Origin of the sequence: Actinocrinis sp. (assembly GCF_035605935.1) — a bacterium.
In the GTDB taxonomy this organism is placed as follows: Bacteria; Actinomycetota; Actinomycetes; order Streptomycetales; family Catenulisporaceae; genus Actinocrinis.
Map to the genome: position 1 here is coordinate 53337 of NZ_DATNGK010000257.1, position 19834 is coordinate 73170.

Consider the following 19834-nt stretch of genomic DNA (forward strand, 5'->3'; position numbering starts at 1 on the left):
ACACGCGCAGGCGGCGGCTCTTACGGTCCCGGGCACGTTGACGAGACCAAAAATCTCAACACGCTGATGGTTTGGGCGCGCGGCATCGGCCGGCGCGCGGGCACCCCGGAACACCAGCGCGCCGCAGCTCCATTCCGGCGTCTCCAGTTTCGACGGACCTGTCTGTCCATCAGTGAGGAGCGAACCACCTTGTTAGCGCTAACAGGACGCGGGCGAACGCCCGGGTCCCGCCCCGGCCTGCGTCGCGCGGCCGTCGCCTGCGGCGTCGCCGCCCTCGGTTCGAGCGCGGTCGTGGCGGTGGCGGCGGGCGGAGCCAGCGCCGCGTCCGGCTGTCAGGCCACGTATTCGATCACCAGCCAGTGGAACACCGGCTTCGGCGTCAGCGTCTCGGTCACCAACCTGGGCGCGCCGATCAGCTCGTGGACGGTCGGCTGGACCTTCCCAGGCAACCAGCAGATCACCCAGCTGTGGAACGGCAGCTACACCCAGAGCGGCGCGAACGTCTCCGTCGCCAACGCCTCCTACAACGGCTCGGTGGGCACGAACGCGGCGCTCTCGTTCGGCTTCAACGGCTCGTATTCGGGCACGAACGCGGCGCCCGCGCAGCTCACCCTGAACGGCACCGTGTGCAACGGCTCGGTGAGTTCGTCCTCTGCGACGCCGAGTCCCACCTCGGCCTCGCCGACGCCGTCACCGAGCACCAGCCCGAGTAAGAGCCCGACCCCAAGCGCCAGCGCCAGCCCGACGCCCTCCTCCTCGCCCTCGTCGAACCCCGGCGCCGGCACGTGGGTCGCGGCGCCGGTCAACCAGTTCAGCGGCGGCCCGGCCACGTTCATGTGGCTGATGTCCGATGGCAGCATCCTGTCCAACGGCGCTGACCTGCACCAGTGGGTCAAGCTGGTGCCCGACGCGTTCGGCAGCTATGCCAACGGCCACTGGGTCTCCCTGGCCACCAGCCCCTACGGCCTCGGCGCGGCGCAGGAGCACATCCTGCCGGACGGCCGCTTCTACCAGGCTGGCGGCGAGTACGTGTACTTCTGGCCGTCGGGCAGCTCCGCCAACGACCACAACGGCGTACAGCTCTACAACCCGGTCACCAACACCTGGAGCCTGGGACAGTCCGGCCTCTACGGCAACCTGCAGGACACCGGCAGCGCCAGCCTGCGCAACGGCTCCATCGTCTCCAGCGACCAGCAGAACCCGAAGACGCAGATCTTCAACCCGTCCAGCAACACCTGGAGCGGCGTCGGCTCCCGGCCGACCAGCTCCGGCGAGGACGGCTGGGTGCCGCTCTCCGACGGTTCGGTGGTCTCGGTGGGCAACTACGGCGCGTACCGATTCGACCCGACCAACAACACCTGGCACACCCTGGCCTCCCCGCCCTCCGGGTACGCCAACGGCAACGTGGACTCCTCCATGGTCACCGAGCTGTACGACGGCCGGATCTTCGTGATGGGCAGCAACACCACCGCGATCTACACCCCCGGCTCGAGCACCAGCAGCGCGGGCAGCTGGGTCGTGGGCCCCCCGACGCCTCAGGGCACGTACACCGACGACGTGTACACGACCCCTGAGCCGAACGGCAAGGTCATGTTCGACTCGGTCAAGTGCAGCTGGCTGACCAACCAGTGCGGCTCGGCCTCCGGCCCGATGGTCGACGAGTTCGACCCGGCCACCAACACCATCAGCACCGTCCCCGAGCCGCCGGACTCCTCCGGCCAGGTGGTCAACTTCATCGACCTGCCCAACGGACAGGTGATGGCCGCGGCCGGCAACCGCAACTGGATCTGGACCCCGGTCGGCGGCCCGCAGAACTCCTGGCGTCCGACCGTCAGTACGGTCACCGCCAACTCGGACGGCTCCTACCACCTGGCCGGCACGCAGCTGTCCGGCATGGTCGCCACTGGTGAGGACGACTTCCAGGCACCGGAGAACTACCCGATCGTGTACCTGAAGGACTCCTCCGGACACGTGTACTACGCCCGCTCCTACAACTGGAGTTCGGAAGTGCCGAGCAAGCCCGGCGAAGCGCAGACCACTGACTTCGCGCTGCCCTCGGGCCTGGCGCACGGTACGTACTCGCTGTACGTGTCCTCGTGCGGCGTATCGTCCCTGGCTGCCTACTCGTTCACGTACTGATGCCGCATTGATTCAACACTCCTGATGCTGCGGTAATCGCTACGTGAGCGCAGGCGCGGGCGGTCTGAAACGACCGCCCGCGCTCTGCTTTGCCGCTCGCTACCGCACGGTGACCACGTCAGTCGTCCAGTGCGCCGGGTCCATGCCCAGCGATGTGATGTCGCGCAGCAGCCCATCGAAGCCGCCCGCCACGTACCACGGAGCGCGACCGTTCATCGTGGACACGCAGATCAGCAGGCCGTTGCTGATCTTGCAATGCTGGTCGATTTCGGAGTTGGCGCCGGGAGTCGCGGTGGCCGGCAGCACTTGCACCTGAACCGAGTCGTTCTCGGCGCCCATGCTGAAGCTGAGGTCCACCTCCCAGGCCGCCCCTTTTATGGTCGTCGGCCGGGTCAGTTGGGCGACCGGCGCGATCACGTCGGCCGGCAGCCCGCTGATACGCACGGGCAGCGGCACCGCGGTGTCGCCGATGTGCGCGGACTTGGCCACGTGCAGCAACGTCTGCGCCACCGGATCCGTACCGAGGTAGTACGCGTTGATCTCCGCCCAGCGGCCGCTCGGACTCTGGAAGTACAGCACGCCGGCCCTGCCGCGGTCGGGGTTGCGCTGCGCCGGATCGACCTCCCAGAAGGCCGGACGGTTGTTCACCTTGGGGGCTGCGATGAGGGTGTCGCCCGACTGCGGCGCCGGCGACTGTCCGGCGTCGAGTACGGAAAGCCAGATCATCGCGGGATCGTGACCCACTGTGCCATCGCTGACCTCGCTGCCCTTGCCCAGCGCCTGTGAGCCCTGTCCCGGTCCGGGCGCGATCAGATAGTTGACATTCGGCGCGTTCGCCGGCAACCACCCGAACGTGCCGGGAGCGACGAGCGGATCCCAGTCCGCGGTGCGCACCACCTGCCGCGTCGCGGCGGCTCCGGTGCCTGGAGCGCCGCCGAACACGTGCCCGGCACTCAGGGCCAGCGCGGCGACCAGCGCCACGGCCCCGGTCCCGCCCAGCCCGGCCGCGGTCCGCCGGCGGCGCAACGTCCTTCGTCCGTCCACCCGGGCGCGGTCCGCGTCGACCCCGCTCGGCGGGGCGTCCTGCTCCGCGATCGCGCCAAGCGCGCTCGAAAGCGAGTCTGCATCGAACTGCATGACTTTGTCCCTTCTACGAGTTGACGGAGTGCGGATCGAGCGCTCGGCGCATGGTCTCCAAGCCGCGCGAAGTCTGGCTCTTGACGGTTCCGGGGGCGCAATGCAGCGCCGCGGCGGTCTCGTCCACAGACAGATCGCAGTAGTAGCGCAGCACGATCGATGCGCGCTGCCGCGGTGGCAACGCGGCGAGGGCCGCGCGCAGATCGACCGACGCGGCGACATCCAGGTCTGGCATGGCGGCGTCCGCGCTCTCCCCTTTTAGCGAGACCCGCTTCCACCAGACCGTGCGCTGCTCCGCCAGAAATGCGTTCACCAGGATGGTTCGCGCGTAGCCGTCGATACTTTCCACCCGGGTGACCCGGTGCCAGTGCACGTATAAGCGCGTCAGTGTGGTCTGAACCAGGTCGTCCGCCCGGTGCCAGTCTTGGCACAGCAGAAAGGCGACCTTGCGCAGCCACGGTGTCTTGGCAGTCGCGTAATCGGTGAAGTGGGCGTCCCGATCGCTCACAGCCACGCCGCCTCCCAGTCTCGGCTCAGTGGATATCCGACTCTTTAATGCCGGCGGCTGCCCGAAAGGTTGAGTGGCCGCAGGGTCGGGTGGCCGATCCGCCGCCGACTGCTTCCTGCACATATGGTCGGCGCATGAGCGCAAACGACGAAACCCTCCGCAGCGTCCGCGTCGACCGCGTCGCGGCCGGCCAATACACCGCGACCAATCCGAAGGGCGTGACGATCAGCCTCGGTTCGGGCGACGAGGCCTTCTCTCCGGTCGAACTGCTGCTGGCGGCGATCGGCGGCTGCACCGCCATCGACGCCGACGTCGCGACCAGCCGCCATGCCGAACCGGCCGGGTTCTCGGTCACCGTGACCGGCCACAAGATCCAGGACGATCTGGGCAGCCGGATGACCGACCTGGAAGTCACCTTCCGCGTCTCCTTCCCGGAGGGCGCGGAAGGCGACGCGGCCCGCGCGATCCTGCCGCGTGCGGTGAAGCTCTCGCATGACCGGTTGTGCACGGTCAGCCGGACGGTCGAGATCGCGACGCCGGTCAAGTCGACAATCGTGCACGAGGCGTGAGGACGCGACTCGGAGACTCGGCTGCACCTCTTGACCGATAGTCTGCGCACAGATAGTCTCTGCGTAGACCAATTGAGAGAGGAAAACATCATGTGGGAATACGAGCACTCCATCACGACCGACGCCACCGCGGAGGCGCTGTGGGCGCGTTTGGCCGACGTGGCCACGTGGACCGAGTGGAACCCGGACACTGAGAAGGCCGAGTTGGACGGGCCGTTCGCGACCGGCAGCCGCATCACCATGACGCCGCGCGGCGACGAACCGGTGCTCCTGCAGCTCGCCGAGGTGCGCGAGAACGAGACCTTCGTCGACGTCGCGCAGTTCGGCGGGGTCGTGATTCGTACGATGCACCGGCTCGAGCGTTTGGACGGGGACCGCACGCGGATCACCTACCGCACTGAGATAACCGGACCGGCGTCCGACGAGCTGGGACCGCAGGTCGGCCCGGCGATCACCGCGGACTTCCCGGAGACGATGGCGGCGCTGGTGCGTGCGGCCGGATCCGAATCCGACAGCCCGTCAGAAGTGGGAGCCTGATGGCCTTGCAGCCCGCCGAGAGCCCGGGGTTCCTGCTCTGGCACGCGACGCTGCGCTGGCAGCGTGCCATGACGGCCGCGCTCGCCCCGCTCGACCTGACGCACGTGCAGTTCGTCCTGTTGGCCTGCGCCTGGTGGGCGGGCCGGCAGGGCGAGCCACCGAATCAACTCACGCTGGCCGGGCAAGCCGGTACGGATGTGAAGATGACCTCCGCGGTGTTGGCGGCGCTGGAACGCAAGGGCCTGATTCGCCGCGAGACCGACCCGCGCGATACCAGGGCCAAGCGGGTCGCGGTCACCGAGCGCGGCGCCGCGTTGGCACCGCAGGCGATCGAGGCGGTGGAGCACGCGGACGCGGAGTTCTTTCGTCCCGTGAAGGCACCGGACGCGCTCGAACTGCTGCGGCAACTGGCCGCCGACCGGTAGCACGGCCACGCCGGCAAGCACCGCACCCACGAAGACCGCGCTGGCAAAGGCGAAGGCGCCAAGGACTGAGCTGACAAGGCGTGAGCCCGCCGCTGTCAGTTCATGTCAGGCCGGTGTCAGCGCGGCCTGTCACCTTGAGCCCATGACACAGACAAGGGTTGCGGCGACATCGGTCGACGCCGCGGTGTCCACGCGGGGCTTGGTCAAGCGTTTCGGCGACCAGGTGGCCGTTGACGCAGTGGACCTCGAAGTGCCGATGGGAACCGTGTTCGGGCTGCTCGGGCCGAACGGGGCGGGCAAGACCACCATCGTGCGGATGCTGGCCACGCTGCTGACCCCGGACGCCGGCTCGGCCTCGGTCGGCGGCTTCGACGTGGTGCGGCAGGCCCACTCGGTGCGCCGGGTCATCGGCCTGACCGGGCAATACGCCTCGGTCGACGAGGCACTGAGCGGCCGGGAGAACCTGTACATGATCGGCCGGCTGCTGGATATGCCGGCCAGGGCGGCGCGGGCCCGCGCCGATCAGCTGCTGGAGACCTTCGGGCTGGCCGACTCGGCGAAGAAGGTGGCCAAGAACTACTCCGGCGGCATGCGGCGGCGGCTGGATCTGGCCGCCTCGCTGGTCGGCACGCCGCAGGTGCTCTTCCTCGACGAGCCGACCACCGGGCTCGACCCGCAGCGCCGCAACGACCTGTGGGACATCGTGCGCGAGCTGGCCTGGAACGGGACCACCGTGCTGCTGACCACGCAGTACATGGAGGAGGCCGAAGCGCTGGCCCGGCAGATCGCGGTGATGGACCGCGGTCGGATCATCGCATCCGGATCGCCCGAAGAGCTCAAGCAGCAGGTATCCGGGCGGCGGCTGCGGGTGCGCCCGGCGGACGCCACGGATCTGCCGGTGCTCCAAGCGCTGATGGCTGAGGTACTCGGCACCGCGCAGGAAGAGGGGACCGATCAGGTGAGCGGTCCGCTGGCCGCGGACGAGCAGCTGAACCTGGTGCTGCGCGAGATCGCCGCCAAGGAGATCGCGCTGGCCGATGTCAGCACATTTACGGCCTCACTGGACGAGGTCTTCATCACGCTGACCGGCACGGGCGCCGGGCACGACAACGACGAGAACGGCGGCGACGCTGGAAGGAATGAGGGCCGATGAGCGCGGTTGATGCGGGACTCGCGCGGGCGGGGGCGGGCAGGCCGGTCTCCGGCCGGGTGTCCTTCGCCGAGTGGCTGCGGCACAGCGGCACGATGATCCGCCGGAATCTGCTGTCGATCAAAGCGGATCCGGAAGAACTCATGGATGTGACGATCTTCCCGCTTATCATGACCGTGTTGTTCACCTACGTATTCGGTGGCGCGATGAAGGGCAGCGTCCACGGGAACTATCTGGAGTTCCTGGTGCCCGGCATCCTGGCGCAGATGCTGACCTTCGGCACCATGTACACCGGGATCAAGCTGAGCAACGACTTCTCCAAAGGCGTGATCGACCGGTTCCGCTCCTTGCCGATCGCCCGCTCGGCGGTGCTGAACGGGCACATCGTGGCGGCCCTGCTGCGGCTGCTGATCGCGGCGGTGATCACCACGGGGTCCGCGGTGGCGCTCGGGTTCCGCGTGCACACCTCACCGCTCGCCTTCCTGGCCGGTATCGGTGTGCTGATGACGCTCGGGTTCGCGATCTCGTGGGTGGCGGTCTACATCGGCTCGATCGCGAAAACCCCGCAAGCAGTGCAGGGTGTGGGCCAGCTGGTGCTGTTCCCGATGATGTTCGCCTCCTCGATCTTCGCGCCGACCGCAACCATGCCGGGGTGGCTGCAGGCCTTCGTGAAGATCAATCCGCTGACGACCGCCGCGGACTCGGCCCGGGCGCTGATGAGCGGCGGACCGGCGTTCCACGCGGTGTGGGTCACGCTGCTCTGGTCGGCGGGGCTGACGGTGCTGTTCGCGCCACTCGCGGTGCGCGCGTACAAGCGGCGCAGCTGAGCTGGGGGCATGGCCAGTGCGCGCTGAGCCCGGTGCTGGGCGGGTGCCTGATGCGGGGTCAGGCGGCCAGCACCTCGGCTTGCTCGCGGGCCAGTTCGAGGGCCGCTTCGGGGGAAAGAGCCCGGCCCTCGGCGAAGGCGCGCTCGTACTCTTCGGAGCCGAGCGCGCCACGCGCCGTCTGCGCGGCCCGCGCGACATCGATGTGCCGGGCCGGGGGCGGCACCGCGGGCCTGATCGCGGTCGCCGCACCGAGCAGCACGGCGGAAAGGCGTGGCTGCTGCGCGGCCTGCGCCGCGGACGCCAGGCCCTCGACGCAAGCGGCCACGTCGGGCCGGTCGTAGAAGAGTTTCGTCGCCGCGATCAGGCCGGCCCGCAGATGCTTGGCGGCCTCGCGCGCCTGGCCGCGATCCGCCGCCAACAGGCCGGAGCTGATCTCGTACTGGGCCCGGAACGGGCCGAGGTAGCCGCGTTCGGCGGTCGAGCGCCCCGCCGCCAGATGCGCCGCCGCCGCGTCGAACTCGCCGCGGCGGCGGGCGAATTCGGCCCGGCTGAGCATCAAGTAGGTGCGGATCTCCACGGACGCGGCGCGATCGATCAGTCGTTGCTCGGTCTGCTCGATGATCCGATCCGCCTGCTCGGGCTCGCCGAGGAACTCGTGCTCCCAGGCCATTTGCAGGCCGAGCATCCCGAGGTCGCCGGTCGCGCCGAGTTCCTCCGCCACTTCCACCGCTTCGGCGTAAGTCACCAGCGCCGCGCGGTGTTCGCCGCGCATGCTCTGCACATAGCCGAGCGCTTGTCCGCACTCTGCGACGCCCCAGCGGTCGCCGGCGTCCCGGAACAGGTCGAGGGCCCGGCGGGTGCACTCCTCCGCCGCCGCGGTGTCGGCGTCGGCGAGCATGCGCGAGCGGAACATGAGGATCAGGCCGACGTCCCACGTCTTGCCCGCGGCCTCGGCGGCCGACTGCACCTCGTCGAGCGTCTCGACGATCCGTTCCGACTGGAACATCGAGAGCAGCAGCTCGACCAGGCAACCGACCGTGTGATACTCGCCGATCTGCTGGAAGATGGCGCGCGAACGCTCCAGCAGCGCCTTGGTCTCCTCGACCTCGATTCCGGTGTCGAGGCCGGTGATAGCGCGCAGCGCCACGATCACGGCGAAATTCGTGGAGGAGGTGTCCAAGGCGCTCTCGGCCAGTTCCGCGACCGCGATGTAAAGCTGCTGGGTGTCGCGGCGACCACGCAGCATCCAGTACCAGCTCAAGTTGGTACACATGCGCAGCGCGGTTTCAGCGTCCTGACGTTCCAGCGTCCAGCTCAGCGCCGCGCGCAGGTTGTCGTCCTCGGCGTCGAGCCGGGCGATCCAGCGCAGTTGGTCGGGTCCGCGCAGATTGGGCTCGGCGGCGGCGATCAGATCCGCGTAGTGGGCGGCATGCCGATCGCGGGCGCTCTGTTCGCAGCCGGACTCGACGAGCCGATCGCGTGCGTATTCGCGGATCGTCTCCAGCAGCCGATAGCGCATCGTGCCGCCGTCGAGGCGGTCGGCCACCACCAGCGACTTCGCGACCAGGCGACCGAGCACGTCAAGCACCTCGACGCCGACGACCGCGTCCAGGTCCTCCAACGTCGCCCCGCCGACGAACACCGAGCAGGCCGCCAGCACCTCGCGCTCGGCGGCGTCGAGCAGATCCCAGCTCCAGTCCACCACCGCGCGCAGCGTCTGCTGGCGCGGCAGCGCGGTGCGGGCACCGTTGGTCAGCAGCCGGAACCGGTTGTCGAGCCGGTCGGCGACCTGACGCGGGGTCAGCAGATTGAAACGGGCCGCGGCCAGCTCCAGTGCGAGCGGGCTGCCGTCGAGCCGGCGGCAGATCTCCGCCAGCGCCGCGCCGTCCGGACCGTCGGTGGCCAGGTCCGGGCGCACCGCGCGGCCGCGTTCGAGCAGCAGCTGCATCGCGGCGTATTCGCCGAGCCTGGATTGTTCGGCCTCGATCGGCGGCACCGGCAGCGGGTCGATCGGCAAGCGCACCTCGCCGGGCACCGCCAGCGGCTCGCGGCTGGTGGTCAGGATGGTGACCTGCGGGCAGCGGTCCAGGATGAGCGCGGCCAGGTCGGCGGCGGCGTCGACCACGTGCTCGCAGTTGTCCAGGACCAGCAGCATCCTGCGATCGGCGAGGGTGGCCGCGATCCGGGTGCGGTAGTCGCCGTGATCGACGACGCGGCGGGCCCGCTCGGTGACCACCATGTCGCGGCCGCCGACGGCCGTGAGTACCTCGGCCGCGACGGCTTCCGCCCCGACCGGGGCGAGTTCCGCGACGACCGCGCCGTCACGCGCGTACGCGACGGCTTTAGCGAGTGAAGTCTTACCCGCTCCCCCGGCTCCGACCAAGGTGAGTAACCGGGTCGTGTCCAGTCGCGCGGAGATCTCGGCGATGAGGCGATCGCGGCCGATGAGCCGGACGCCGCCGGGCGCGAACCGATGCGAGGCGGGGACCGTGGCGGTCGCGGCGGCGCCGGTAGTGGCGGCGGCAGAAGCCAGCGCTGATTCGGCCACGGATGCGCTCGGCGCGCTCTTCGACGCGGAATCGGGAGCGGATTCGGCGAGGGCGCGCACCCTCCAGCACTCGGCCTCGATCCGGCGCGCCTCGTCGGCCAGATCGGGCACGTCGGCGAACTCGGCCAGTGGCTCGGGGCCGGCCAGGCTCAGCGCCTCGCGTGCGGCGGTCGCGCTGCCCTCGGCGATGAGCCGATCGAAGCGGGAGAGGTCCACCTGCTCCGGCGGGAGCGCCAGCAGGTAGCCGTTGGGCCGGGATATCACCGCGTCGGCGCCGAGCACCCGGCGCAGCCGCGAGATGAGCGCCTGCAGGGCGTTGGCGCTCGGCGGTTCCCCGTCCCAGAGCTGATCGGCGAGGTATTCGGCGCGGCGCGGTACGCCGGGGCTCAGTGCGAGCAGCGCGAGCAGGGACCGTAACCGGCGCCCGGGAACCTCAAGCAGGGTGCCGTCGCGCCGCGCCTCGACGCCGCGCAGCACGGACACCCAGAGGCCGGGCACTCGGTTCTGCTGGTCCACGCGCCCATTCTCACCGATCAGTACGTTGCGCGGCGCGCCTATTACGCCGAGGGCGAACAGCGCGATCGGCGAACGGCCGGATTCACCCGGCCTGGCGGGCGCTACAGCTAGTGCGCGCCGTTCAGCTTCGCATCCTGCGGCGGTGCCGGCGCCTCGCGCCCGTCCTGCGCATCGGACTCCTGCTGCTCGGCCCGCCCGGCGTCCAGCTTGCGCAGCTGCCTGGCCATCGATCGGCCGAGGAACCAGGTGGCCACGCCGATGATCACCACGATGATGAAGCCCAGCATGCCGGGCCCCACCCACGGGGTGTTGTCGCTGACGGTGGCGGCGGACAGCGGATGTACCGCGCTGGCGGCGGCGAACTCGATGCTCATGACAAGCCTCCCGGACTGCCTTCATTATCCAGCAGGTTGAGCAGATAAGCGCCGTATCCGCTCTTGAGCAGCGGCTCGGCCAGCTCGCGCAGCCGCGCGGAGTCGAGGAAACCGGCGCGCCAAGCGGTCTCCTCCACACACCCTATCTTCAAGCCCTGACGCTCTTCGATCACCCGCACGTACTCGGCGGCCTGAACCATCGAGGTGAACGTGCCGGTGTCCAGCCACGCGGTGCCGCGGTCGAGCACCGATACGGTCAGCTCCCCCGCGTCCAGGTAGGCCGCGTTCACCCCGGTGATCTCCAGCTCGCCGCGCGCGCTCGGCTTGAGCGCCTTGGCGATCTCGACCACGCGGTTGTCGTAGAAGTAGAGGCCGGGGACCGCGTACCGGGACTTCGGCTTGACCGGCTTCTCCTCGATCGAGACCGCGCGGCCGCTCTCGTCGAACTCGACGACGCCGTACGCGCTCGGGTCGGCGACCGGGTAGGCGAAGACCAGCCCGCCCTTCACGTCGGTGTTGTTGCGCAGCTGCCGCCCGAGCCCGACGCCGTGGAAGATGTTGTCACCGAGCACCAGCGCGACCGACTCGTCGCCGATGAACTGCTCGCCGAGGATGAACGCCTGCGCGAGGCCTTCCGGCCGCTCCTGCACCGCGTACTCGAGACGCAGACCGAACTGCGAGCCGTCGCCGAGCAGCCGCTGGAACGCCGCCTGGTCCTCCGGCGTGGTGATGATCAGGATCTCGTCGATCCCCGACATCACCAGCGTGGAGAGCGGGTAGTAGATCATCGGCTTGTCGAAGACCGGCATGAGCTGCTTGGAGATGGCCTTCGTGATCGGCCACAGCCGCGAGCCGGTGCCGCCTGCCAGGATGATTCCGCGCATATGTGGACAGCCAATCGGTCGGGTTGCTGAGCGCAGACCCACCGTACCCGAAGCGCCTAGGCGGTTGGACGCGGACCCTGCGACGCCCTAGCGACGTCCACCGCCGCAGTCCGGGCCGCCTCGACTCAGCCTCTGGCCAGCTCGGTGAGCAGGTTCTTGTTCCAGATCATGATCTCCCAGCCGCCGATGCCGACGGTGCGGACCGGCGGCCCGAACTGCTTGACCGCCTGATCCGGCGAGGCGTACTTGATGGCGAGCGGATTCGCGACATCGACGACGAGGAAGTCCGCGTAGTGCGCCTGCGGGTCGTACCAGGTCGACTTCGACTCCCAGTCGTACACCGAAATGCCTTTAGGGCCAGTGTTGACCGGGTTGACCTGGACCGCGCCGCCGGAGGCGACTGTGATGCTGTGCGAGGTCCAATAGCCGCCGATGCCGTATTTGTAGCCGTTCTGCTGGAGCCACGTCTCGACCTTGTGCGCATAAGGAGGCTGACTCGCCGCGCCGGCGTGATCTACGAGCACTGCGGCGAACATCGCCGCGGCCGCGCCGAGCACCGCGATGTGCTTGCGCTGCGTCAGCCCCGGCCCGAGCACCCGCGCGGCGACCACCGCGGCGAGCGGCAGCACTCCGGCGATCTCCCGGGGTCCGCCCTGGTACTGCGAACTGAGCACGAGGGCCGCAACGTTGAACAGCACGCCGACCGTGATCAGCTTGGCGATGCGGTCCCCGTCCGCGTCACCCTCGGCCGCCGCACCGCGCCACCGGCGCAGCGTGCGTACCAGCGCGACGACTGCCAGACCGGCGCCGATCAAGTGCAGCAGCACGATCACCGTGCTCACCCGCACCGTCTGGCCGCCGCCGGTGGCCGGGGTGGCGAGCGGAAGCCCGAAGAAGTCGGCCCCGAACAGTTCGAGGAACGAGCCGGCCGACTTCCAGATCGCGTCCGGCATCTGGGCCGCGGTGTTGAAGGTCATGTCCGGCGAGTGCATCGCGAAGCCGCCGAGCCGGTTGATCACCCGTGGCGCTTCCTGGGCGATGCCGATCGACAACACCGCGGCGGCGAGCAGCCAGGCCTGGTACCGGCGATCGCCCTCGCCGCGCCACAGCCGCGCTGCAGTGACCACGGTCAGCGCGGCGCCGGCCAGGAACACCGCGGTGGTGTCGCTGGCCTCGGCCCACAGCAGTACCAGGAACAGCAGCGCCGGGGTGAATCCGCGCTGCGGCAGCCGCTCCAGGGCCAGGAAGAACACCAGCACCGGAACCGCGGTGCCGAAGTGGTCCGGCGAATCCAGCTCGATGACCGTGCCGACGCCGAGCCCCGGAGCCGACAGCATGATCACCAGGACAATCAGCACCCTGGCAAGCGCCTCTTTGCCGCGGGCCCGGCCGCGCGCCAGCCAGCAGGCGAGCAATACAGCGAGGGTGTAGGTGAGGGCAGCGGCCACGTGCGTGACGTCACCGTTCAGGCCGTGCACCGCCTCCACCAGCATGTACTCGGGCAGCTCGGTGAAATAGAAGCTGACGTCGGACACGGTCCAGTGGCTCAGCAGCAGATTGCCGTGCAGCATGTCCCACGCTTGCAGCGCGTTGCCCGCGCCGTCGCCGTTGAGCGGCGCCGTCCTGGCCTGGTGAAGGTAGAGCTCGAACAAGACGATCGCGGCCAGCGGCAGGCCGGTCAGCGCGATCGCGTGCGACCTGGCCCAGCGCCGCGCGATCGCGAGCCGGCTTTCCGCGGCTGACAAGGAGACGCCGGCGGCGGGTTCCTCCCCCGTCACCGGCGTCTGCTCATCAGCTCCGTGAAGTGCCTCGGCAGGCCGAGGAACTTGGAGCTCGGGCATTAGATGGTGCCGGCCTCGACCGCGTTGGCGATCCACGGGATGACCTCGTCCAGCATGGTGTCGAGAGAGGTGGTCGCCTCGAAGCCGAGGATCTTCTTGGCCTTCTCGGTGGCCGGAACCCGGCGCTGCACGTCGTACTCGAACGGATCGTCGCTGATCACCTTCAGCTCCGAGTCCGCGCCCTTGATCTTGCGCCAGATCGCGGCGGCCAGGTCGAGCACCGTGGTGCCCTCGGCGGTGGACAGGTTGAAGTCCTCGTTCACCGCGTCAGGGTGCTCCATCGCGGTGACGATGCCGGCGGCCAGGTCGCCGCCGTAGGTGTAGTGCCGGATCTGGTCGCCGCTGCCCAGGATGTGCAGCGGGTCCTGGCCCTTGAGCACCTTCTGCACCAGGTCCGGGACCACGTGGCTCATCGCGAGCTTCACGTTGCCGGAAAGGATCTCCTCGTCGCCGAGGGCGCGCGACTCACCGATGCCGACGCAGTTGAACGGCCGCACGATCGTGTAAGGCAGCTTGTACTGGTCCCACGCGGCGCGGGCGAAGTACTCGACGGCCAGCTTCTGGAAGCCGTAGGAGGACAGCGGCGGCGGCACCTCGCGCTCCTGGCCCTCGTAGGACGGCCAGGTGTCGGTGGACTCGAACACCATGGAGGAGGAGAGGTAGGTGACCTTCTTCAGCCGGCCGGCCTTGTGCGCCGCGATCGCCGCGTCGCAGGAGGCTGCGATGATCCGCTCGTTGGTGGCGAGCAGGTCGTAGGCGTAGGTGTGGAAGTACGAGATGCCGCCGATCATCGCGGCCCCGGCGATGAAGTGGTCGCAGTCCTCGAGCAGCGAGGTCATCAGCGCCACGTCCTGGCAGTCGCCCTCCACCAGCTGGTAGTTCGGGTGCTCGTCGTAGGACTTCTTGACCTTGCCGTACTTGGAGAAGTTGTCCACACCGACCACGGCGTATCCGCGCCTCAGCAGCTCCTCGACGACATAACCGCCGATGAACCCGGCCGAGCCGCTGATCAGTACCTTTTCCATGAGTCTTAGTCTTCCTCGGTCTTCTTGGCTTGGCTGCGGGCGGATTGCCGGGCCTGGAACTGCGCTGCGGTCATCCGCGGCCCGAAGGCGAAGCGGTACCACTTGAGGTATTTCGGGATCCACTGGGCGACCTTGAAGTTGGACACCCCGGCCTGCCGGTCCAGCCAGATCGTCGGGATCTCGGCCACCGGAAGGCGCATCCTGCGGGCCTTCGCGGTCAGCTCGATGCCGATCTCGAAACCGGCCCGGCTCTCGATGCCCACCTGGCGCACGAACTCGGTCGAGTAGGCCTTGTACGAGTTCGTGGCGTCGCGGGTGCCGATGCGCGCGAAGATGCGCAGCGAGCGGCCGGCCAGCTTGGAGATCATGCCCTTGAGGGCGGGTCCGCCGACCTGTTGGCCGCCGGCCATGTACCGGGAGGCCGCGGCCACCGCGACGCCGCGCTCCACCAGGCGGGTCAGATCGTCGATCTGCCTGGCGTCGTCGCAGCCGTCTGCCATCGTCACCACGGCCACCGGCGCAGACGCGCTGTCGATGCCGAAGCGGATCGCGTTGGCGGGTCCGCGCCCGTAGGTGTTGATCGCCAGGCGGATGCGCGGCTCCTCGCGGGAGTACTCCTCCACCACCGGCACCGTCTCGTCCTCAGGGAAGTCGACGACGACGATCACCTCGCACGGCAGCGAGACCGCCTCGAACAGCCGGTCGAGGACGGGCACTATGTGCACGCCCTCGTTGTACGCGGGGATCACGATCGAGACGCGCGGTCCGGGCGCCGTCTCGGCTGACTGCATCTCGGTCCTCTGCGCTGCGGCGGAACGGCTCCGCGTGCGCTGCGCCGCGGAGGCTGGTGAATCCAGGCTCACACGCGCACGCCCTGTCCCAGCACGTTCCAGATGTCGGCGACCGGCTTTTCGGTCACCAGATTCCGGTACTCGGGGTGCGGGGTGGCGATGATCAGCAGGTCGGCGCGCTCAACCACCTCTTCGAGCGGGAGCAGCGTCGGGTCGACCTTGACGTACGGGTCGGTGCACAGCACGTCGCCCGCCTTGAACTTGAGGATGCGGCGCAGCTTGTAGGAAAGGCTGGAGCGGATGTCATCCGACTCTGCCTTGAAGCCCATGCCGAGGATGCCCACGGTCAGGTCGGCCAGCTGGTGCTGCTCCTCCAGCTTGTGCACCAGGTACAGCGGCATGCCCTCGTTGATCGTCATCGCGGTGTGGCCGAGGGCGAAGTTGTTGTTGTTGAAGGCCGCCAGCTGCATCGTGTCCTTGAACAGGCACGGCCCGGCGGCGAAGCCCGCGCCCGGCATGTCCGCGGCCCGCGGATAGTCGAAGGCCAGGCCCTTGCGGATGCGGTCGAAGTCGAGGCCCTGGTCGTTGGCCATCATGTAGAACTGGTTGGCCGTGGCGAACTTGATGTAGCGCCAGACGTTGGTGAACAGCTTGGCCAGCTCCGCCTCCTCCGGCGAGAGCTCGACCACGGTCTCGGTCAGCAGCCCGAACAGCTCGCGGGCGCGCTTGAGGCCGTGCTCGGTGCGGCTGGAGACGATCTGCGGGAGGCTGAACAGCTCGGTCATGGCCTTGCCCTCGGCGATGCGCTCCGGGCAGAACGCCACCGGCATGTCCACACCGAGGCGGTCGACCATCTTCTCGACCAGCGCGGTGACTCCGGGGTAGACGGTGCTGCGCAGCACCAGCAGCTGACCGTCGCGGAAATGCTCCGAGCAGACCCCGAGGGCGCGTGGGATCGCGGTCTGATCCGGGTTCAGGTGCTCGTCCACGGGGGTACCGATGACCACGACCACGTTGGCCGCGGTGCCGACGATCGCCGGGTCGGTCGAGGCCTTAAGCCGCCCCTCTGCCACGACCCGCTTGAGCACCGGATCGGCGCCGGGTTCGTCGAACGGCAGCTGCGCGCCGTTGACCAGTTCCACCGCCGCTTCGCTGGTGTCGTAGATGCCGACGTTGGCGCCGCGGTCCGCGAAAGCGATCGCGAGCGGCAGTCCGACGTGGCCGCATCCGCCGACCACCACAACATCCCGCGGGAACCCGACCGCGTCTGTCATCGATGCCCTCATTTCCAGAACAGATTATGACGGCGAGGGCCCGCTGCGGGGTCCGCCTGCCGTGTCCACAAGCCGAGTGAGCGCTCTTGACCTGCGCGAGAGCAAACCTTACAGGCAGCGTGCGCCGGACCTGAAGAAAGCCTGCATCCCTTGGACGCAGCGCAACCCTAATCGGTTACATCGGGGCGTGCACACCGTGGTACTCGGCGCCGCGCGGGAGGTACGCCAGATCGGTTCGGCCAGTGAGGCCGTCGCGCAGGCCGCGCAGGATGGCGCGTACGTGGGTGCGGCGTTCGGGTTCGAACACCGCGGTCGCGGCCAGCCAGCGGGCCATGAAGAGCGCGTTGATGAGCGCGAAGCCGGGCAGCGCGCTGCCGTGCTCGCGGGTGAGGACCATGCCGTTGCGGGCGACCCAGTAGTGCCGCCAGGCCGCGTAGTGCAGCACGCGTACCGGGACGAAGAGCAGCCGGTGGTCGCGGCCGTCGCCGATCGAGTGCGGCAGGGCGAGGTTCTTGTCCCGCACGATGCGCACCCCGGCGCGGCGCAGCCGTAGGCAGAAGTCGATGTCCACGCAGTCGACGAAGAAGTCCTCGCGGAACGCGGAAACCGCCTGGAAGCACGATCGGCGCACCAGCATTCCGGAGGTGATCACGCTGTAGCGGTCCGAGACGTCGCCGTGCAGCACGGACAGGGTCTCGTACTGCCCGCCCTTCTCCGCGTCGATCGGCGCGGGGCCGACGACACCGATGGTCGGGTCCTCCAGGTGCTTGGCGAGGCCCGGCACCAGATCGGGCGGCAGCAGCGAGTCCTGGTCGAGGAAGAGCACCGCGCCGGCTTCGGCGGGCACCTCACGCAGCCCGAGGTTGAGCGCGGCGGCCAGGCCGAGGTTCTGCCCGGAACGCAGGACCCTGACCTTTGGGTGGTCCAGCTTCTCTGCGCTCGAGGCGCTGTCGGCCGGGGTGTTGTCCGCCACGATCACCAGGGCGCAGCTCGCCAGCGCGGACTCGACGACCTGCGCGAGGCGTTCGTCCGGATGGTACGCGGTGACGATCGCGGCGATCGGGCCGATCGGTGCGGCGGCTTGCGATGTGGCGCCTTCAAAGTCACCGTGCGGCACGATAGCTGGCTCCCTCTGGCAAATAACGAAGGCTGACCCGGCCGAGCAGGCCGTCGCGCATGCCGCGCAGGAGCGCGGCCGAGTGGTTGCTGCTGTCCTCGAAGGCCGCGGTGCGCCAGGTCCAGGAGGCGAGGAAGAGCACTGCCTTTGCCGACCAGAGCGGGTCGCGGCGCAGGTTCTCGCGCAGCAGGGTGGCGGCGCCGCGGGCGATCCAGTAAAGGCGCCAGGCGGGATAGTGCACGACCTGCACCCGCAGCGGGCCGAGCCGGTGCGGGCGCCGGTCGCCAAGCGAGTGCGGCAGCTTGAGCCGCTGGTCCTGCACGATGCGCAGGCCGGCCCGGCGCAGCCGCAGGCAGAAGTCGATGTCCACGAAGTCGACGAAGAAGTCCTCGCGGAACCGCCCGACCCGCTCCAGCGCGCTGCGGCGGATCAGCATCCCGGAGGTGATCACATCGGTGCGGTCGGCCACCTCGGAGCGCAGCGCGGCGAGGTTGTCGTAGGAGGAGTCGTGCGCCGCATCCCAGGGAGTCGGCGCGGCGATGCCGATCGTCGGGTCGTCGAGGTAGGCGGCGAGCGCGGTCACCACGTCGCCTGGCAATGCAGAGTCCTGATCGAGCAGCAGGACCGCCTCGGCGTCCTCGGGCAGCTCGGCGAGGCCGAGGTTGAGCGCCGCGGCCAGGCCGAGATTCGCGCCGGGCCGCAGTACCTTGACGCCGCCGCTGCCGTCGCCGGTGCCGAGCCCGGCCAGCTTGTCGGCGACGGTCGGCTCGGTGCCCGGCGTGTTGTCCACCACGATGACGGTCGAGCAGGACTCCAGCGCCGACTCGACGACCGCAGTGAGCCGGTCGTCCGGATGGTATGCGGTAGCGACGGCCGCGATGCGCAGCGACACAGTATTCAGCCCTTGATGTCTGATCGGTTCTTAATGCGCAGTCCGGGCGGATTGGCGCCCTCGGGCAGATAGCGGGCGGCCGCTCGGTTCATCACACCGTCGCGCACGCCGCGCGTGAGGGCGGGCAGGTGGTGGCGGCGGTCGGGCTCGAACAGCGTGGTGGAGACGAACTTGCGGCCGAGGAACACGGCCATCGGCAGGAAGCCGAGCGGATGCTTGCGCACGTTGTCCATCGCGAACCGCATGCCGTTGCGGGCGATCCAGTAATGCCGCCAGGCCGGATAGTGGATGACGCGGACGGTCAACGGGCCGACCTTGTGCTCGCGCCGGTCCCCCATCGAGTGCGGCAGCTTGATCCGGTAGTCCTGCACGATGCGCGCGCCGGTGCGGCGCACGTCGACGCAGAAGGCGATATCCACGAAGTCGTTGAACAGGTCCTCGCGGAACGGGATGCGGTCGATCAGCTCGCGACGTACCAGCATCCCCGAGGTGATGACGGCCTCGCGGTCCACGGTCGAGTCGTGCAGGCCCGCGCCGACGTTGTAGAACTTCTCGTGCTTGGCGTCCCAGGGCGTCGGGGCCGCGACACCGATCGTAGGTTCGTCGCGCAGGTGCGCGGCCAGGCCCGGGATGAGCCCTTCCGGCAGCACCGAGTCCTGGTCAAGCAGCAGGACCGCCTGCGCATCCTGCGGAAGCTGCTTGACGGCCAAGTTCAGCGCGCCGCCGAGCCCGAGGTTGCTGCCGATCGCGATGACCTCGATGCGCGGATCGTCCAGCTTCGAGGCGAGGCTGGGAGATCCGGCGGGAGTGTTGTCCGCGATGATGACGCGGGCGCAGTCCGCGAGCGCGGATTCGACGACCGCGGCCAGTCGTTCGTCCGGGTGATAGGCGGTCAGGATCGCCGTAACGGCCGGGAGCTGGGCGCTGCGACTCTGGGATTCGGCAGCCGGTTCGGTCGGGCTCTCGGCGGTCGGCTCTTGCGGGGCGGACACCAGCAGCACTCCTTGTTCGCGACGCTTCTCGCGTCGGCCGAGCGTATCGTCTCCGTTGACGCGGCGCTAATCGTCGCAGGTCACCGCCCGATTGTGGAACTCGGGGACACAACGCGGGCAGGGGATAGGATGCCAGCCATGAAAATCCTGGTTACCGGCGGAGCCGGTTTCATCGGCTCGGAGTATGTGCGCGGGCTGCTCGGCGGGCAACTCGACGGCAGCGGCGAGCACACGGTGACCGTGTACGACAAGCTGACCTATTCCGGCAACCTGGCGAACCTCGCCCCG

Annotated in this window: 19 protein-coding genes; 7 read left to right on the forward strand and 12 right to left on the reverse strand. The window is 69.1% G+C overall.

Annotation, left to right across the window (positions count from 1 at the left end; genetic code table 11):
* The first annotated feature begins 189 nt into the window (after window positions 1-189).
* Window positions 190-2139, forward strand: coding sequence for a cellulose binding domain-containing protein (locus tag VN779_RS20465; protein ID WP_325725776.1), 1950 nt, complete (start codon window positions 190-192; stop codon window positions 2137-2139).
* A 99-nt stretch (window positions 2140-2238) separates the two neighbouring features.
* Here VN779_RS20465 and VN779_RS20470 read toward each other — a convergent pair whose 3' ends face one another.
* Together VN779_RS20470 and VN779_RS20475 are read right to left on the reverse strand one after the other, a co-directional pair.
* Window positions 2239-3276 carry a hypothetical protein gene (locus VN779_RS20470; RefSeq protein ID WP_325725778.1) on the reverse strand — a complete coding sequence of 346 codons (1038 nt, stop codon included), beginning with the start codon at window positions 3274-3276 and terminating at the stop codon, window positions 2239-2241.
* Between the two features lie 13 nt (window positions 3277-3289).
* Window positions 3290-3790, reverse strand: coding sequence for a SigE family RNA polymerase sigma factor (locus VN779_RS20475; RefSeq protein WP_325725780.1), 501 nt, complete (start codon window positions 3788-3790; stop codon window positions 3290-3292).
* A gap of 128 nt (window positions 3791-3918) precedes the next feature.
* On the opposite strand from VN779_RS20475, the gene VN779_RS20480 reads away from it, so the two are divergent.
* The 5 genes from VN779_RS20480 to VN779_RS20500 all read left to right on the forward strand — a co-directional run bounded on the left by VN779_RS20480 (window position 3919) and on the right by VN779_RS20500 (window position 7292).
* The gene (locus VN779_RS20480) at window positions 3919-4353 is read left to right on the forward strand and encodes an OsmC family protein (protein ID WP_325725782.1); all 435 of its coding nucleotides are present in this window, start codon (window positions 3919-3921) and stop codon (window positions 4351-4353) included.
* Window positions 4354-4443: 90 nt separating this feature from the next.
* On the forward strand, window positions 4444-4890 hold the full coding sequence (locus VN779_RS20485) for an SRPBCC family protein (protein ID WP_325725784.1): 447 nt from the start codon (window positions 4444-4446) through the stop codon (window positions 4888-4890).
* Entirely contained in the window at window positions 4890-5315 is a 426-nt protein-coding gene (locus tag VN779_RS20490; protein ID WP_325725786.1) for a MarR family winged helix-turn-helix transcriptional regulator, read from the forward strand. The genes VN779_RS20485 and VN779_RS20490 overlap by 1 nt, the downstream gene beginning before the upstream one ends.
* Window positions 5316-5457: 142 nt before the next feature.
* On the forward strand, window positions 5458-6468 hold the full coding sequence (locus tag VN779_RS20495) for an ATP-binding cassette domain-containing protein (protein WP_325725788.1): 1011 nt from the start codon (window positions 5458-5460) through the stop codon (window positions 6466-6468).
* The gene (locus VN779_RS20500) at window positions 6465-7292 is read left to right on the forward strand and encodes an ABC transporter permease (protein ID WP_325725790.1); all 828 of its coding nucleotides are present in this window, start codon (window positions 6465-6467) and stop codon (window positions 7290-7292) included. Before VN779_RS20495 ends, VN779_RS20500 begins: the two co-directional genes overlap by 4 nt.
* Window positions 7293-7350: 58 nt before the next feature.
* On the opposite strand, the gene VN779_RS20505 is transcribed toward VN779_RS20500, so the two are convergent.
* The 10 genes from VN779_RS20505 to VN779_RS20550 form a co-directional block, all read right to left on the reverse strand.
* Window positions 7351-10356 carry an ATP-binding protein gene (locus VN779_RS20505; RefSeq protein ID WP_325725792.1) on the reverse strand — a complete coding sequence of 1002 codons (3006 nt, stop codon included), beginning with the start codon at window positions 10354-10356 and terminating at the stop codon, window positions 7351-7353.
* A 107-nt stretch (window positions 10357-10463) separates the two neighbouring features.
* Window positions 10464-10730 carry a hypothetical protein gene (locus tag VN779_RS20510; RefSeq protein WP_325725794.1) on the reverse strand — a complete coding sequence of 89 codons (267 nt, stop codon included), beginning with the start codon at window positions 10728-10730 and terminating at the stop codon, window positions 10464-10466.
* Complete coding sequence (rfbA, locus tag VN779_RS20515; protein ID WP_325725796.1) at window positions 10727-11614, reverse strand: glucose-1-phosphate thymidylyltransferase RfbA; 888 nt, start codon at window positions 11612-11614, stop codon at window positions 10727-10729. The genes VN779_RS20510 and rfbA overlap by 4 nt, the downstream gene beginning before the upstream one ends.
* A 125-nt stretch (window positions 11615-11739) precedes the next feature.
* Window positions 11740-13392: a hypothetical protein gene (locus VN779_RS20520; protein ID WP_325725798.1), complete on the reverse strand. Its 1653-nt coding sequence runs from the start codon at window positions 13390-13392 to the stop codon at window positions 11740-11742.
* Between the two features lie 62 nt (window positions 13393-13454).
* Window positions 13455-14480, reverse strand: coding sequence for an NAD-dependent epimerase/dehydratase family protein (locus tag VN779_RS20525; protein ID WP_325725800.1), 1026 nt, complete (start codon window positions 14478-14480; stop codon window positions 13455-13457).
* A 5-nt stretch (window positions 14481-14485) separates the two neighbouring features.
* Entirely contained in the window at window positions 14486-15271 is a 786-nt protein-coding gene (locus tag VN779_RS20530) for a glycosyltransferase family 2 protein (protein WP_325725802.1), read from the reverse strand.
* A 68-nt stretch (window positions 15272-15339) separates the two neighbouring features.
* A complete protein-coding gene (locus VN779_RS20535) occupies window positions 15340-16545 on the reverse strand; it encodes a nucleotide sugar dehydrogenase (protein WP_325725804.1) in 1206 nt (401 codons plus the stop codon).
* A gap of 175 nt (window positions 16546-16720) precedes the next feature.
* Window positions 16721-17662, reverse strand: a complete 942-nt coding sequence (locus VN779_RS20540) for a glycosyltransferase (protein ID WP_325725806.1) — start codon at window positions 17660-17662, stop codon at window positions 16721-16723.
* Window positions 17649-18554 (reverse strand): glycosyltransferase, encoded by a 906-nt coding sequence (locus tag VN779_RS20545; protein ID WP_325725808.1) that lies wholly within the window; start codon window positions 18552-18554, stop codon window positions 17649-17651. The genes VN779_RS20540 and VN779_RS20545 overlap by 14 nt, the downstream gene beginning before the upstream one ends.
* A 5-nt stretch (window positions 18555-18559) precedes the next feature.
* A complete protein-coding gene (locus tag VN779_RS20550) occupies window positions 18560-19546 on the reverse strand; it encodes a glycosyltransferase (RefSeq protein ID WP_325725810.1) in 987 nt (328 codons plus the stop codon).
* 138 nt (window positions 19547-19684) lie between these two features.
* On the opposite strand from VN779_RS20550, the gene VN779_RS26550 reads away from it, so the two are divergent.
* On the forward strand, window positions 19685-19834 hold a 150-nt coding region (locus VN779_RS26550; protein ID WP_349260868.1), incomplete at its 3' end, for an NAD-dependent epimerase/dehydratase family protein.